Origin of the sequence: Streptomyces sp. NPDC057638, from assembly GCF_042800315.1 — a bacterium.
Lineage (GTDB): Bacteria > Actinomycetota > Actinomycetes > Streptomycetales > Streptomycetaceae > Streptomyces.
Genome location: NZ_JBHVHF010000043.1, coordinates 1 through 15,137 on the forward strand (window position 1 = coordinate 1; position 15,137 = coordinate 15,137).

General features: G+C 72.2%; 17 protein-coding genes. 14 read left to right on the forward strand and 3 right to left on the reverse strand.

All coding sequences use genetic code 11. The features are described from left to right. Positions 1 to 391 precede the first annotated feature (391 nt). Positions 392 to 787, reverse strand: coding sequence for a GNAT family N-acetyltransferase (locus ACFVIM_RS08980; protein ID WP_384300020.1), 396 nt, complete (start codon positions 785 to 787; stop codon positions 392 to 394). Between the two features lie 27 nt (positions 788 to 814). Between ACFVIM_RS08980 and ACFVIM_RS08985 the strand changes: the two genes are divergently transcribed. The 4 genes from ACFVIM_RS08985 (at position 815) to ACFVIM_RS09000 (ending at position 3,036) form a co-directional block, all read left to right on the forward strand. Further along, complete coding sequence (locus ACFVIM_RS08985; RefSeq protein ID WP_384300025.1) at positions 815 to 943, forward strand: hypothetical protein; 129 nt, start codon at positions 815 to 817, stop codon at positions 941 to 943. Continuing rightward, positions 903 to 1,547, forward strand: a complete 645-nt coding sequence (locus ACFVIM_RS08990; protein ID WP_384300021.1) for a DUF5937 family protein — start codon at positions 903 to 905, stop codon at positions 1,545 to 1,547. The genes ACFVIM_RS08985 and ACFVIM_RS08990 overlap by 41 nt, the downstream gene beginning before the upstream one ends. A 201-nt stretch (positions 1,548 to 1,748) precedes the next feature. Beyond that, a complete protein-coding gene (locus tag ACFVIM_RS08995; RefSeq protein WP_384299996.1) occupies positions 1,749 to 2,507 on the forward strand; it encodes a class I SAM-dependent methyltransferase in 759 nt (252 codons plus the stop codon). Between the two features lie 61 nt (positions 2,508 to 2,568). Next, a complete protein-coding gene (locus ACFVIM_RS09000; RefSeq protein ID WP_384299997.1) occupies positions 2,569 to 3,036 on the forward strand; it encodes a YcaO-like family protein in 468 nt (155 codons plus the stop codon). 135 nt (positions 3,037 to 3,171) lie between these two features. Here ACFVIM_RS09000 and ACFVIM_RS09005 read toward each other — a convergent pair whose 3' ends face one another. After that, positions 3,172 to 3,603, reverse strand: coding sequence for a PPOX class F420-dependent oxidoreductase (locus ACFVIM_RS09005; protein ID WP_384299998.1), 432 nt, complete (start codon positions 3,601 to 3,603; stop codon positions 3,172 to 3,174). 289 nt (positions 3,604 to 3,892) lie between these two features. Continuing rightward, complete coding sequence (locus tag ACFVIM_RS09010) at positions 3,893 to 4,399, reverse strand: hypothetical protein (protein WP_384299999.1); 507 nt, start codon at positions 4,397 to 4,399, stop codon at positions 3,893 to 3,895. Positions 4,400 to 5,335: 936 nt separating this feature from the next. On the opposite strand from ACFVIM_RS09010, the gene ACFVIM_RS09015 reads away from it, so the two are divergent. The 10 genes from ACFVIM_RS09015 (at position 5,336) to ACFVIM_RS09060 (ending at position 15,137) form a co-directional block, all read left to right on the forward strand. Beyond that, complete coding sequence (locus ACFVIM_RS09015; protein WP_384300000.1) at positions 5,336 to 6,571, forward strand: LLM class flavin-dependent oxidoreductase; 1,236 nt, start codon at positions 5,336 to 5,338, stop codon at positions 6,569 to 6,571. Beyond that, complete coding sequence (locus ACFVIM_RS09020; RefSeq protein ID WP_384300001.1) at positions 6,568 to 7,122, forward strand: GNAT family N-acetyltransferase; 555 nt, start codon at positions 6,568 to 6,570, stop codon at positions 7,120 to 7,122. The genes ACFVIM_RS09015 and ACFVIM_RS09020 overlap by 4 nt, the downstream gene beginning before the upstream one ends. A 203-nt stretch (positions 7,123 to 7,325) precedes the next feature. Further along, a complete protein-coding gene (locus ACFVIM_RS09025; protein WP_384300022.1) occupies positions 7,326 to 8,354 on the forward strand; it encodes an amino acid ABC transporter permease in 1,029 nt (342 codons plus the stop codon). Beyond that, a complete protein-coding gene (locus ACFVIM_RS09030; RefSeq protein ID WP_384300002.1) occupies positions 8,351 to 9,154 on the forward strand; it encodes an amino acid ABC transporter ATP-binding protein in 804 nt (267 codons plus the stop codon). Before ACFVIM_RS09025 ends, ACFVIM_RS09030 begins: the two co-directional genes overlap by 4 nt. Positions 9,155 to 9,239: 85 nt before the next feature. Beyond that, positions 9,240 to 10,226 (forward strand): ABC transporter substrate-binding protein, encoded by a 987-nt coding sequence (locus tag ACFVIM_RS09035; protein WP_384300003.1) that lies wholly within the window; start codon positions 9,240 to 9,242, stop codon positions 10,224 to 10,226. Between the two features lie 151 nt (positions 10,227 to 10,377). Next, entirely contained in the window at positions 10,378 to 10,935 is a 558-nt protein-coding gene (ssuE, locus tag ACFVIM_RS09040) for an NADPH-dependent FMN reductase (protein WP_384300004.1), read from the forward strand. Between the two features lie 151 nt (positions 10,936 to 11,086). Continuing rightward, the gene (locus tag ACFVIM_RS09045; RefSeq protein WP_384300005.1) at positions 11,087 to 12,205 is read left to right on the forward strand and encodes an LLM class flavin-dependent oxidoreductase; all 1,119 of its coding nucleotides are present in this window, start codon (positions 11,087 to 11,089) and stop codon (positions 12,203 to 12,205) included. A gap of 182 nt (positions 12,206 to 12,387) precedes the next feature. Continuing rightward, complete coding sequence (locus tag ACFVIM_RS09050) at positions 12,388 to 12,513, forward strand: putative leader peptide (protein ID WP_384300006.1); 126 nt, start codon at positions 12,388 to 12,390, stop codon at positions 12,511 to 12,513. A gap of 166 nt (positions 12,514 to 12,679) precedes the next feature. After that, positions 12,680 to 13,657 carry a glutathione S-transferase C-terminal domain-containing protein gene (locus ACFVIM_RS09055; RefSeq protein WP_384300007.1) on the forward strand — a complete coding sequence of 326 codons (978 nt, stop codon included), beginning with the start codon at positions 12,680 to 12,682 and terminating at the stop codon, positions 13,655 to 13,657. 274 nt (positions 13,658 to 13,931) lie between these two features. After that, entirely contained in the window at positions 13,932 to 15,137 is a 1,206-nt protein-coding gene (locus tag ACFVIM_RS09060) for an LLM class flavin-dependent oxidoreductase (RefSeq protein WP_384300008.1), read from the forward strand.

The following is a 15,137-nucleotide window of genomic DNA, read 5'->3' on the forward strand; positions in this document are numbered from 1 at the left end:
GTACCGGGAAGAGCCCCACGACGTCTTCCCCCTTCGAGGGACGGCCCGCCGGACCGACCCCGGCGGAAACACCCCCCAACCCTGCCCACCACCCGCATGGGAAAGTCGTATTGGCGCGAAAATGCCGCAGCTCAGTTATCGGATACGTGTTCCCGTGATGCTGAGCTGGGCAAGGGCCGGCCAGTAACGGACACCACCGGACTGACTGGCTGCCTGGACCATCCCGGCCCTGGCGCGAACCCGCGCGCGCCGTCGCCCCGCTTGGCGGCGGTGTGGGCGGCGGGGTCGCGTATGGCCTTCCCTGGACGGCGAGCCGTCGGCTTCGGGGCGGTGAGGCCAGGCGGCGAGGTGGCCGCCCTCGTCGCGGCCATCACCGCATGGCTGTGGCCACTCACACGGCTCGTTCCATGCAGACCAGCCGGCCCCGCTCGTCCCACGACTCGGTGACGGTGAATCCGAGCCGCTCGTACAGGGTGATCGCGGTTGTCCGCCACTTCCACACCGACAGCCGCACCGCGCTGTCACCGCGTTCCGCGGCATGCGCGAGCCCGGCGCTGACCAGACTGGACGCGATGCCCCGCCCCCGGAACGCCGGGTGTGTCCAGAGCCTTTTGATCTCGGAGCGACCGTCGACAGGGGCGGTCACCACCAGGCAGCCCACCGCGGTGTCCCCGCTCAACGCCAGCAGCACGACATCGTCGACGAACACAGCCCGTGGCTCCGCCGCCGCCGTCTCCCGGACCTGGACCTGAGAGCGCTCACGGTCTTCATGGCCGATGGCGCGTATCGACCCGACTTCCTCGACCCATCGCCGATGTCCAGTGAGCCCACGTTCGAGGAAGGCATGGACGCCCTCCTCGGCGCGCCCGCGGACCAGGCGTACGCCGAGCTGGTCGACCATGATGGGGCGCGGGGCAGACGTGGGCCGCCGACTGCCCGGTGACCCCGGCCGAGCCAGGTCCGCGGCCGCCGACGCGGTGCGCCGCCTCTGGAAGGCAGCCGTGGAACCGGAATGGCCGTCGATGCGGCAGGCGCTACGGGCCGAGACGCTGGACCGGGCCATCCAGGTCAACCGCGAGGGGCTGCGCGCGGTCCTTCCGCGCCTGCATCCTTCCGCCGCGTGCGCAGGCGACACCATCACCGTCGAGAAGGCTGTCGACATCGACGTCGACTGCTCCGAGGGACTCATTCTCGTTCCGTCACTGTTCATCACCGACCGGGTGCAGTGCACCACCTCGGATCCCTGGACTCCGGCGATCTACTACCCGGCCTCCGGGCGGTACCTCTGGGCGGCGCCTCCCACCCCGAGATCGCTTGACCGTCTTCTGGGAGCGACGCGGTCGAGGATCCTCGCCGCGCTCACCACTCCGCTGCACACGACCGTTGTGGCCGGGCTGGTGAGCGTCGCGGCCCCGACGGCCGGTGAACACCTGGCCATCCTGCGAGACGCCGGATTGATCGACAGCAGCCGGGCCGGTCGCACCGTCACACATGAGCTCACCGAGGCTGGACGCGCTCTCCTCAACGCGGCCTCGCCGTGCCCCTGACCGTCTACGCCGGGACAGCGCGCGCGGTCTCCCGGTGGGCAACAGGGCCCGGCCCGGCGGACGTTGGACCTGGCCGCGCCGCCACCATGCGGCTGGCGCGTCGAGCACGACTACCGCGAACTCAAGCGGCGGTGGGTGTGGCCGGTGTGGCAACCCGTCCGGCGCCGCGCTGCGGATTAACCGGTTGTCGGCAGACGGTGGGTGGCCGACACTGTCGCGGTGTTCTCAGACGCTGACGCAGCCGCGCTCTATGACGTGCTCAATCCGTGGGATCCGGATCGGCGGGCCGACGCCGGCTTCTACTTCCCGTTGGTGATGGACTCGGGGTCGGTCCTGGACGTCGGTTGTGGCACCGGTGCGATGCTGCGTCTGGCGCGTGAGCGTGGCCATCGTGGTCGGCTGGTCGGACTGGATCCGGACCGGGCCGCGCTGGAGCGGGCCCGGCGCCGGGCCGATGTCGAGTGGGTGGAGGGCACTGCGGCAGAGGCGAAGAGTGGCGCGGGCTTCGATCTCGCGACGATGACTGGCCATGCCTTCCAGGACTTGGTCACCGATCGCGTCGTGCGCGATTCGCTGGCAGCGATCCATGCCGCGCTGCGCCGAGGTGGTCGTTTCGTGTTCGAGACGCGGCATCCGCAGGCGCGGGCCTGGGAGGAGTGGACTGCCTCGAACCCGGATGACGTGGTCGAGGTCGTCGATGAGGCCGGCCGTGCTCTGCGGTACTGGCACGACGTGGATTCCGTCGTCGGCGACGTGGTCACGATCCGTGGGACCGTGGCCCAGCCGGACGGCACGGTCCTCAGGGTGTTGAGGGAAAGCCTGCGGTTTCTCCAGGTTGCCGCCCTCAACGGGTTCCTCGCCGAGGCAGGTTTCGAGATCGAGGAGCAGTACGGGGCCTGGAGCCGGGAACCCGTTACCGCTTCCAGCCGGGAGATCATCACGATCGTCCGTCGCGGATAGCCGGTGTATCACGGCCTCTCCCTCGTGCGGGTGCGGGGATACCAAGGCCGATGGGCGGGCGTTGCGCACGGCGCCGGGTCTCGTCCCGCTTGCTGCGGGGGAAGGTGAGGGTGAGGTCGATGCCTTCGATCTCACCGATCCAGCCCTCGGCTTCCGCGATGGCCGGGCCGCCGGTGCCGACCCGGTGGCGGCGACCGTCCACGCGATCGACGAGCTGATCGGGCGAGACGCGCTCTCCCCGCTGCTGATCGGCCGGTTCCTGCGCGAGCGGCCCACGCGGCTGGTCGTCGTGGACCCCGCGCCCCTGCCGGACGAGGCGGCCGTGCTCCTCTCCTTCGCCGGGGAGCGCACGGGCCGCCGGATTCATCTGATCGGCATGACCACCGACCTCGGTGTCCCGGCGGATGCGCGGTCACTGGGGCATGCGGCTGGATCTGTCCGGCCCCTCGGGGCACCCGAACCGGCGGGCGGCACCCGGATCGTGCCGTTCGAGGTCGCCTTCGACGCACGGCTGCTGGCGAACGGGTGACTGAAGCGCCTCACGTCAACCATACGATCCGAACGCCGGACAGCTCCTCGCGGCATCGGCGGGAGTAGGTGAACGGGGAGCCGGACCCGGTCAGGCCGACGGTCCGGTGGCGTCGCGCGCGGTCGCGGACCGCGGTCAGCGGAGCGAGGCGCCGTAGACGTGGTCGACGGCGATCGTGATCAGCACACGACGGTCGGAGACCATGACCGAGCGGTACTCCGCCCAGTCGGGATGCTCGCCCGCGGCGGCGCGGTAGTAGGCCACCAGCGCCTCGACCTCGGGCCCCTCGGGGTCGGTGCCCGGGCCGGTGAGCGTCGCGATGCCCTCGGCCGTCGCCCAGGAGGCGCCGTCGGGGCTGGTCACCTCCAGCGTGGCCCGTGGGTCACGGCGGAGATTGGCCGTCTTGACCAGTCCGTCGCGGGTCGAGACGTAGATGCGGTCGGTCTGCGGATCGTAGAAGGGCTGGACGGGGGAGAGCTGCGGACGGCCGTCCGCCTTGATCGTGGCGAGGACGCCGAGACGGCTGTCCGCGAGCAGGGTGCGCGGGTCGAAGGGTGTTGACGTCATGAGGGAGATCATGCACGCTTCCCGGCCTGGACGCCGGGACATCGCGTTGACCGGCGGATCTCGCGGTGATTCCCCGGGCGGCTGCCGCTCACACCGCCGGGACGTCCGGCGCGGTCGCGCTCACCGGATCCGTACCGGCTCATCCCACCTCGACCACCGCCGTCTGGGCAGGCGCCCGCTGAGCACCGGGAAGGGCCGACGGGCCGTCGCCGCCCGTGAGATGGGGTGCCCCCTGGCACGGGCGGGGCCCCGGGCCGTGGGCGGCGGCGCTCGCCCCGGGGCCCACCCGTCAGCCGCAGTCGGTGATACCGAAGGCGGCGCTGTGCTGGGCCGCGATCCGGTCCCTGATGAGCACGTCGGTCTCCAGTTTCCAGGTGCCCTTCTCGCACGCCACCGGAGCACCGCTGGCACTGACGCTCTGACCGACCTGGCCCGGGCCGGCCACCGGAGTGCCACCGCTGTACCGGTGTCCGGACGGTGAGGTCAGTACGTAGGTGCCCGCGGCCAGCCAGCACTCGATCGGGATGGGGGCCACGAAGGTCGCCGAGATGCGGCAGCTCTCCACGGTCACACGTGCCCGCACCGACGCTCCGTCGCGGTCGACGCAGATCCTGTTGCTCGCGGAGACCTGGACCCATGCCACCGGGCTGCCGGTCCAGTACAGATCGTCGAACTGCTCACTGCACAGCTGCTGAGTCGGGGCCGAGGCGAGGGCTGGGGGAGCCAGCGGCCCCATCGAGCCCACCACGCACGCGGTGATGAGCGCTCCGGCGGCCAGACGAATCGTGTTCTTCATGTCATTCCTCCCCGATCGGACGCATGGGCACGTGGGCACTTACCCGTCCGTCGGGAGGGGACACGGGCGTGACACCAGGGGAACCCTCAGTGTTCCCGCTGGAGATCGTGATCGTCGGATGGTGGCCGGTGCCCGGGTCGCCGGCGCGCGACAGATGTCTCGGCTCCGCTCTGGGTGCGGTGCGGTGCGGTGCGGTGCGGTGCGGCCCCGGCGGTCCCGGCGCGGCGTCCCTGGTCGGGTGGCGGACGATGGCTCCCGCGGCGTCCCGCCGTTGGTTCGTCCGGCGGTTCGCCGGTACACCGCCGTCCCGCCGCCCGAGGGCGGGCACCCGGTCGGACACCTGCGATGCCGATCGCTCCGGGGCGGGGGCGTGCCGTCCCTCCGTCCGGCGGAGGGACACGCCCCGGCCGTCACGGGGCTGATTCACACGGGCGCGTGACAACCGTGTTCAGAAATTGCTAACTCCATGTCGGTATACGGGCCATAGTTGACGAGAAGCGCGATGTACTGCTCAATTGTTCGTATGAATGCCGAACAGCGCCTGGTCACCCGTGACCACATCGACTTCGGTCGTGTGTGGTCCGCCGCGTGTTGCGCCTAATGCGGCTGTGGGCCGTCTGACCGGCCCTTCCCTTCCCCAGTGACCCCGTCACGGACCGGACCCTACCCGCGCGGAAGCGTCGTACCGCCGCGCTGAGCACCCCTGGGTGTCCGCCGGGTCCATGACACCGTACGGCCCGGAACCGCCGCCCCGCACACGCCGGAGGCCCATGCCCCGGCGTCATCGCCCACCCACCCATTCACCGTCTGGTTCCCCGCCCCGGGACGCGCCGTGACCCACGGTCGTGCCGAGGGGCACTCCGCCGTGCCCCGGTGTCCCCGGTGCCGCCCCGGTGGACATGAGGACCAGCGGATGTGAGGAAAGGTCATCCCTCCATGCCCGTGGAGTTCCTCGGCATCGCCGCCACCAACGACGGCTCCGAAACGACCCCGCGCTCCGGCGCCGCCTTCGACAAGGAGTACACCCTCCGGCTCGCCCGGGCACACGAGGACCACGGCTGGGACCGGGTGCTCTTCGCCTATGGCTCCGGAGCGCCGGATCCGGCACCGGCCGCCGCCTATGTGGCGAGTCGGCTCGACCGCCTCCAGATCCTGCTCGCTCACCGGCCCAACGTCTCGTACCCCACCTTCGCCGCGAAGACCGTCGCCACGCTCGACCAGATCAGCGAGGGGCGGCTGACGGTCCACATCATCACGGGCGGCAACGACCACGAGCAGGGCCGCGAGGGCGACACCCTCACCAAGGACGAGCGCTACGCCCGCACCCGCGAGTACATCCAGATCCTCAAGAGGATCTGGACCACCCACGAGCCCTTCGACCACGAGGGCGAGTACTACCGCTTCCACGACTTCGTCAGCGATGTCTTCCCGGTCCAGCGGCCCCGTCCGGACGTGTCCTTCGGCGGCTCGTCGCCCGCCGCCTACGCCACCGGGGGAGCCGAGGCCGATATCTACTGCCTGTGGGGCGAGCCCCTGAGCCAGACCGCCGAGCAGATCGATGCCGTGAAGGCCGCCGCGCGAGCAGCGGGCCGGAGCGATGTTCCCCGCTTCCAGGTGGCGTTCCGCCCGATCATCGCTCCCACCGAGGAGCTGGCGTGGGAGAAGGCCCACCGTACGGTGGCCGCGATCAAGGCCCGGACGGAGCGGGGCCAGGCGGTCACCAAGCGCCGTGGGGGAAGCGCGCGGCCGCAGAACACCGGTTCACAGCGGCTGATCTCCATCGCCGAGGCCGGGGAACGCTACGACCGGGCCCTGTGGACCCCGACGGCCGCCGCCACCGGTGGCGCGGGCAACTCGAACGCCCTGGTCGGAACCCCCGAGACGGTCGCCCAGGCACTGCTGGACTACTACGATCTCGGCGTCGACATCCTCTCCGCCCGTGGGTACGACCTGCTGGGCGACGCGATCGACTTCGGCCGGCAGGTGATTCCGATCGTCCGGGAGGAAGTCGCCAAGCGGGACGCCGAACGGGCCGCCGTGGACCGTGCCGAACGGGCTGCCGTGGACGGTGCCCAGCGCGACGGTGCCCAGCGGGTGGCCGAGCCCGGAACCGGGCGTGGTGCCGAGCGGGCAGGACGCGGCACGGACTCCCTCGCGGCGGTGAACGGATGACCTCCATCGCCCGACCGTCACCGTCACCGTCACCGGCACCCGCACCGGCCGGTCCCACCGTCGTCCACGTGACCGTCTCCGACCCGAGGGCCCGGCCCCTGCTGCGCGAACTGGGGGAGGAGTACACGGCACGCTATGGCGAGGGCGCGCACGACGAACTCGCCCGCTATCCCGACGAGGAGTTCACCGCGGCCCACGGCGGTGTCCTGTTGCTGCTGCTCGAAGGCGATGCCCCGGTCGCGGGCGGCGCCTTCCGGCGGTACGACGGGACGACGGCCGAGCTGAAGCGGATCTGGACGCACTCCGCCCACCGGCGGCGCGGTCTCGCCCGGCGTGTCGTCGCGGAGCTGGAGCGCGAGGCGGGCGTCCGGGGCTACCGGCGGATCTATCTGACGACCGGTCCGCGCCAGCCCGAGGCCCGGGGTCTGTATCTGACGACCGGCTACACCCCGCTGTTCGACCCCGAGGCCGATCCGGAGACCATCGGCGCCCTGCCCTTCGAGAAGTGGCTGCGGCCCGCACCGGGCCAGGACGGGGCGGACCGTCCATGAGCGTCCATGGCCCCGGAACACGGGGATGTGCCGCCGTCGGCGGCGGCAGTGCCACGCCGTGTGCTGTGCGGCAGGCGGTTCCGGGAGCGGTCGGCCCTACCGCCGCCGTCCGCACCGCCGCCGCACCACCCCTGGCCGCCGCGCGCCACACGCCACGGCCCACCCCGCCCGAGCACGCATAACGAGTGAGCAGGAACACCACGATGGGACTCACCCCCGAAACCGGTGCCACGACACGTCGCCCGTCCGCGCCGGGCACCGGCCCCGGCGCGCCACCGGGTCCCGGCGATCCGCCCTCCCTGACGGTCGTCCCGGTGCGTCACTACGCCCGCTGGGTGGCGGCCACCGCCGTGATCGTGCTCGTCGCCCAGTTCGCGCACGGGCTGGCGACCAACCCGGTCTGGGAGTGGGGCGTCTTCCGTGAGTACGTCCTGTCCGAGACGATCGTGCGGGCGGTGTGGGTGACGCTCCAGCTCACCGCCTACGCCACGGTGCTGGGCTTTCTCCTCGGCACCGTCCTGGCCTTTATGCGGCTGTCGAGCAGCCCCGTCCTCCAGACGGTCGCCTGGACCTATATCTGGGTCTTCCGGTCGATTCCGATGATCGTCCAGCTGGTGTTCTGGTTCAACCTCAGTGCCCTGTACGAGCGGCTGGGCGTCGGCATACCGTTCGGCCCGGTCTTCTGGTCCGTCGACAGCAACAACCTCATCGGCACCATCGGGGCCGCCGTCATCGGCTTGACGCTCCACCAGGCCGCCTACGCGGCCGAGATCGTCCGAGGCGGTGTCATCGCCGTGGACCACGGACAGCTGGAGGCCGCCGCGGCCCTGGGCATACCCCGGCTGCGGCAGATCCGCCGGATCGTGCTGCCGCAGGCCATGCGCGCCATCCTGCCCACGGCCGGGAACGAGATCGTCGGCCTGCTCAAGGGAACCTCGGTGGTCTATGTGATGGCCATCGGTGAACTCTTCTACCAGGTGCAGGTGGTCTACGGCCGCAACGGCCGGGTGATCCCGCTGCTGCTGGTCGCCACCGCCTGGTACGTGGTCCTGACCTCCCTGCTCTCCGTCGGCCAGTACTACATGGAACGGCGATTCGCGCGCGGCGCCGACCGCACCCCGCCACCGACCCCGGTCCAGCGGGCCCGGCGTTTCGTCCGCGCCCTGCGGACGGGCGCCGCCCGCCGCGATCAGCCCGTCATCCCCCACCAACCCCTGAGAGAGAGCCGATGAACGAGGTGACGGTGGACGCCGACGGGAGCGCCGGTGTCCGCGAGGTGATGGTGGAGGTCCACGGCGTCCACAAGAGCTTCGGCGCGCTGGAGGTGCTGCGCGGTGTCGACCTCCAGGTCCACACCGGCGAGGTCACCGTGATCCTCGGCCCGTCCGGTTCCGGGAAGTCCACGCTGCTGCGCACCATCAACCACCTGGAGAAGGTCAACCGCGGCTGGATCCGTATCGACGGAGAACTCATCGGCTACCGGCGCTCCGGCGACCGACTGTACGAACTCAGGGAGAAGGACGTCCTGAAGCAGCGCACCCACATCGGGTTCGTCTTCCAGAACTTCAACCTCTTCCCGCATCTGACCGTGGTGGAGAACCTCATCGAGGCTCCCGTCGCCGCGCTGCGCCGACGGCGCGCCGACGCGGAGCGGACCGCCCGCCTGCTGCTGGAGCGGGTCGGACTCCTCGACCGGGCCGACTCCTACCCACGGCAGCTGTCGGGGGGCCAGCAGCAGCGGGTGGCCATCGCGCGCGCCCTCGCCCTCGAACCGAAGGTGCTGCTCTTCGACGAGCCCACATCCGCGCTCGACCCGGAACTGGTCGGTGAGGTCCTCGATGTCATCAAGGACCTGGCCCGCACCGGAACCACCATGATCGTCGTGACCCACGAGATCGGCTTCGCCCGTGAGGTCGCGGACACCGTGGTCTTCATGGACGCCGGTGTCGTCGTGGAACAGGGACCCCCCGGGGCCGTCCTGGACGACCCGCGGCACGAGCGCACCCGTGCCTTCCTCTCCAAGGTCCTGTGACCGGCCACCCACCTCCCGTTCAGCCTTCCCGCCCCCGGCCCGCCACAGAGCGACCGGCCTTCCGCCCGCAGCAAGGAGTACGACCATGCCCGCTCCGATGACCCGACGCCACACCGCCACCGCCGCCCTGGGGCTGGCCGCGGCCCTCGTCCTCGCCGCGTGCGGCAACCCCTCCGACGGCGGCACGGTCGAGGTGGGGTCCGCCCAGGGGGCCGGTACGAAGATCAACCTCAGCCCGGACCAACGGCGGATCACCACCGGCAAGGTGGACTCCATCGCCGCCGGGGTACCGGAGGAGATCCGCCGAAGAGGCACCCTGGAGATCGTCGGCTCGTCCGGCTCCTCGGCCCCCCTGACCTTCTACGCCAACGACAACAAGACCATCATCGGCGTCGAGCCCGACCTGGCCCATCTGGTCGCCCAGGTGCTGGGCCTCAAGCCGCGCATCAACACGGTGTCGTGGGAGAACATCTTCGTCGGCCTCGACAGCGGCCGGTACGACGTCGGCTTCAGCAACATCACCGACACCGAGGAGCGCAAGGAGAAGTACGACTTCGCCAGCTACCGCGAGGACAACCTGGGCTTCGAGGCGAAGAAGGGCAGCGGTCTGAAGGTGACCGGGCCCCGGGACGTGGCGGGCCGGACCGTCGCCGTCGGCAGCGGCACCAACCAGGAGAAGCTGCTGATCGAGTGGAGCAAGGAGGCGGTGAGGGCCGGGCTGAAGCCGGTGGACATCAAGTACTACCAGAACGACAGCGACACCTATCTCGCCCTCCAGTCCGGCCGGATCGACCTCTACCTCGGCCCCCATCCGACCGCCGCCTACCACGCGGCCAGCACGGGGAAGACCGAGGTCGTCGGCACCTACTCCGGGGCCGGGGCCACCCTCCAGGGGCTTATCGCGGCCACCACCAAGAAGGACAGCGGTCTGGTCAAGCCGCTCGCCGCCGCGCTCAACGAGGTCATCCGCAACGGTACGTACGCCAAGGTGCTGGCGCGCTGGGGCCTGACCGACGAGGCCGTGTCCCGGTCCGAGGTCAACCCGCCCGGGCTGCCCAGGACCAACAAGTGACCGTCGCGCGGACCCGGGCTCCACGGCGGCGCCGTACCCCGGCGCACCGCCGTACCCCGGCCGCCCCGTCCGCGCCACGGTGCCGTGCCCCCGGCATCGCGGTCCGCGCCGCACTCCTCCCCACCCACCGCACGTTCCCGAAAGGTTCACCATGGCCACCGTCCTGTCCGTCTCCGGAAGTCCCTCCGCCACCTCCCGTACCGCCCGTCTGCTGCGCCATCTGGACCAGCGGCTGACGGCGCAAGGGCACGAGGTGATCGCCCTGGACGTCCGCGACCTCCCCGCACCGGCCCTGCTCGGCGCCGATCCCGGCCACCCGGCGATCACGGGGGCGGCCGCGCTGTTCGACCGTGCCCAGGGCATCGTGATCGGCACACCCATCTACAAGGCCGCCTACTCCGGGCTGCTGAAGTCCCTGCTGGACCTGTTGCCGCAGTACGCCCTCGCCGGGAAGACGGTCCTGCCGCTGGCGACCGGCGGGACCACGGCGCATGTCCTCGCGATCGACTACGCGCTGCGCCCGGTACTCAGCTCGATGGGGGCCGCGCACATCGTCCCGGGCTGGTTCACCCTCGACAAGGACATCGTGGTGGGGGACGACGGCACCCTGACCGTCGCGCAGGGCTCGGCCGGGGCCCTGACCGAGGTCGTCGACCAGTTCTCCACGGCACTCGGCGGGCGCGCCCCCTTCCTGGCGGCCGCCGGATGAGGGCCGGTGCGGTGACCGCGACCGCGACCGCGACCGTGACTGCGACTGCGACTGCGACTGCGACTGCGACTGCGAGCGTGACCGCGACCGCCGACGGAGGCCGGGGGACGGGCGCGTGCCGCGCGGGGAACGGCCGGGACGGGGCTACCGGGTGAGCCTCACCTTCCACTGGTTCCTGCCCACCAACGGCGACAGCCGTCATGTCGTCGGCGGCGGCCATGGCAGCCCGGTCACGGTGACCGGTGGCGACCGGCCGCCGACCATCGGATATCTGACCCAGATCGCCCGCGCCGCCGAGGACCTCGGTTTCACCGGGGCCCTGACACCCACCGGAGCCTGGTGCGAGGACGCCTGGCTGACCACCGCGATGGTCAGCCAGCACACCGAGCGGCTGAAGTTCCTCGTCGCCTTCCGGCCCGGTTTCCTCTCCCCGACGCTCGCCGCCCAGATGGCCTCCACCTTCCAGCGCCGCACCGGCGGCCGGCTGCTGCTCAACGTCGTCACGGGCGGGGAGAGCCATGAGCAGCGCGGGTACGGGGACTTCCTCGACAAGGACGGCCGCTACGCGCGCACGGACGAGTTCCTGCGTGTGGTCCGCGCGCTGTGGGGCGGCGGGACGGTGGACCTGGCGGGTGAGCACCTGCGGGTCGAGGGCGCGCGGCTCACCGCGGTGCCCGACCCCGTTCCCGAGATCTACTTCGGCGGTTCGTCCCCCGCGGCCGGGGAGGTCGCCGCCCGTCATACGGACGTCTATCTCACCTGGGGCGAGCCGCCCGCCGCCGTGGCCGCGAAGATCGACTGGATCCGGGGGCTGGCGGAGCGGGCGGGGCGGCGGGTCCGTTTCGGTATCCGGCTCCACGTCATCACGCGCGACACCTCCGAGCGGGCCTGGGCCGAGGCGCGGCGGCTGCTCGACGGTTTCGACCCCGGGACCGTCGCCGCCGTACAGACCGCGCTGGCCCGCAGCGAGTCGGAGGGGCAGCGGCGGATGCTCGCCCTGCACGGCGGTGACCGGGAGGGGCTGGAGATCCACCCCAATCTGTGGGCCGGGATCGGCCTGGTGCGCGGCGGGGCCGGTACGGCGCTGGTCGGCAGCCATACCGAGGTGGCCGAGCGGATCGCCGAGTACCACCGGCTCGGGATCGACGAGTTCGTGCTCTCCGGCTATCCGCATCTGGAGGAGGCCTACTGGTTCGGCGAGAACGTCCTGCCGCTCCTCGCCGCCCAGGGGCTGTGGCGCCGGGCCCCGGGCACGCCCGCGCCCGGGTGACGCCCGGGACGGCGGAGGGGACGGGGGAAGCAGGGGAGGGGAGATACAGGGGCCGCGACGTGGGTGCGCGGCACGCGCCACCCGGTGGCGGGCACGCGCGCGGGACGACCGGAATCAGTCTTGACGAGGCCCGGCAGGCGTCGGAGACTCCAGAGGGGATTCCCTCGTGATGAGGTGGGGATATGACGCAGCGTCAGACACGAGCCGCCGCGCGCGGCGTGTGCGCGCACCGGCCGTCTCCCCTTCTCACCTCCCGCCGTCACATCGATCTCCTGCGCGTCTGCAGCGCGGCGAGCCCCCTGCGCTGAACCGGCGCGCCGTTCACCGGCACCGGCCCGCCCCGCCGCCTGCGGGGGTACGGGTACGGACGCGCCCGGCCCTTCCTCGTACGGGCAGCCACGCCCCTCACCCCTCCTCGCGTGCTCCGCCGCGCCGATGAGAACCACGAGCCGCACCCGGCCCCCAGGGAGAAACATGTCCACCGCGCCCCCGGCCACCGCGCCGTTCCCGTCCGCCGCGCCCCTTCCGCCCGCCCCGCCCGCCTTCCGGGGCAGGATCGGCCGTGACGCGCGCAGCGGCTACCACGCCGCCGCGCGCCGCTACCGGCTCTATCTCTCGCTGTCCTGTCCCTCCTGTCTGCGCATCGCCCTCACCCACAGCCTGCTCGGGCTGCGGGAGACCCTTCCGGTGATGCTGCTGCCCGCCGTTCCCGACGGTCCTGACGGCGAGTACTCCGTCCTGCGCCCCTTGTACGAGTCCAGTTCGCACCGTCACCCGGGACCGGCGAGCGCGCCCGTGCTGAGCGATGACTGGTCGGGGCGGATCGTCAGCACACACTCCCCGGACATCCTCCGCGACCTGGCCCGGCACTTCGACCGCCCCGGCCCCGACCGGCCCGCCCTCTACCCACCGGGCGCGGAGGAGGAGATCGAGACCGTCGCGCGCCTGAGCGAGTACGGCATCGGTGAGGCGGCGCGGCGGGCAGGCCGGCCCGGCGCCGACGCCATGGCGCGCCGGGCCGCCCTCGGCGCCCTGTTCCGGGCCCTGGGCTCACTGGAACGGCGCCTCGCGACCCGGAGATTCATCCTCGGTGAGGCCATCACCATCGCCGATGTGTGGCTGTGGGTGGCGCTGGTGCGCTTCGACACCGTGCACCGTCCGCATCTGGACGCCGCCGCCGTCCACCGCGCCGCCCGTCACCCCTGGCTGTGGTCCTACGCGCGGCGACTGGCCGCACATCCCGCCTTCGGCCCCCTGCTCGATCTGGACGGGATCGCCCGCAGACACCGCGCCCCCGGGAAGGCGCCGCGGGCCGGGGGCACACCGCCACGGATCCTCGACTGGTCCCGGCACAGCGCGGGAGGGGCCGCCGCCCCGCCCTCCCCGGTCGGCGCGGACGGCTTCATGGAACCGCAACACGTCCGCCACCTGCGGCGGTCCGGCTCCGCCTAGTCTGCGACGACAGGGGCGTTCCGGGGCCGCGGTACGGCGGGGCCGACCATGGGCCGGGTGACGGGATGAGGGCGCCCGTCCCCTCCCGTGCGCGCGCCCTGACCGCCGGGGCCCGCTCCGCGCGGTGACGGGTCCGCCCGTCCGCCGGGGTGCGCCTCGGGGCCGGCGGGCGGCCGCCTCCCGCTGTCGTACCCGACCTGTCCCGTTCCTCACCGCCGAGCCCTCCGTACGAGGGCCGGTGATCACCTACGGTCAACCAGGAAGGCACCAAGCCGTGTCGGCACCTCCCTCCCCCCTCCACCTCGCCGTGGCACTGGACGGCGCGGGCTGGCACCCGGCCGCGTGGCGCGAGCCGGGCGCCCGGCCCCAGCACCTGTTCACCGCCGGATACTGGGCCGACCTCGTGGCCGAGGCGGAACGCGGCCTGCTCGACCTCGTCACCTTCGAGGACGCGCTCGGGCCCCAGTCCTGGCACCCCACGGAGCCGGACAACCGCACCGACCAGGTGCGGGGCCGGCTCGACGCGGTGCTCATCGCCGCCCGTGTCGCACCGCTGACCCGCAACATCGGGCTGGTCCCCAGCGTGGTCGCCACCCACACCGAGCCGTTCCACATCTCCAAGGCCATCGCCACCCTGGACTACGCCAGTGCCGGTCGCGCGGGCCTGCGGGTCCAGGTGTCGGCGCGCCCCGGCGAAGCCGCGCACTTCGGACGCCGTACGTTCCCCCGCCCACGGGCCGGGGAGCGGGAGGACGCGTTCACCGCCGACCGTACCGCCGCCCTGCTGGCGGAGGCCGGTGACTACGTCGAGGTGGTACGCCGGCTGTGGGACAGCTGGGAGGACGACGCGGAGATCCGCGACGCCGCCACCGGGCGCTTCATCGACCGCGACAAGCTGCACTACATCGACTTCACGGGCGAGCACTTCAGCGTCAAGGGGCCCTCGATCACCCCCCGGCCACCGCAGGGACAGGCCGTCGTCAGCGTGCTCGCGCGCGACGAGGCCGGGTACCGCCTCGCGGGACGGTCGGCCGACATCGGATACGTCACCCCGCACGACGCCGGGCAGGCCCGTGCCGCCGTCGCCGGGATCCGCGCGGCCCAGGCCGGGGCGGGGCGAGCGGGCGAGGACCTGCACATCTTCGGTGATCTGCTGGTGTTCCTGGACGACGACCGTACGGCGGCACGGGAGCGCAAGGCACGGCTGGACACGCTCGCGGGCCCCGCCCCCGCCAGCGACGCGAAGGTGTTCACGGGCACGCCCTCGGACCTGGCGGATCTGCTGCTGGAGTGGCGCGGCGCCGGTCTGAGCGGCTTCCGGCTGCGCCCGGCGGTCCTCGCCCACGACCTGGAGCGGATCACCCGGGACCTGGTGCCCGAGCTCCAGCGCCGGGGCGCCTTCCGGCACGCGTACGAGGCAGACACCCTGCGCGGTCTGCTCGGGCTCCCGCGTCCCGCCAACCGCTACACCGCCGTCTGA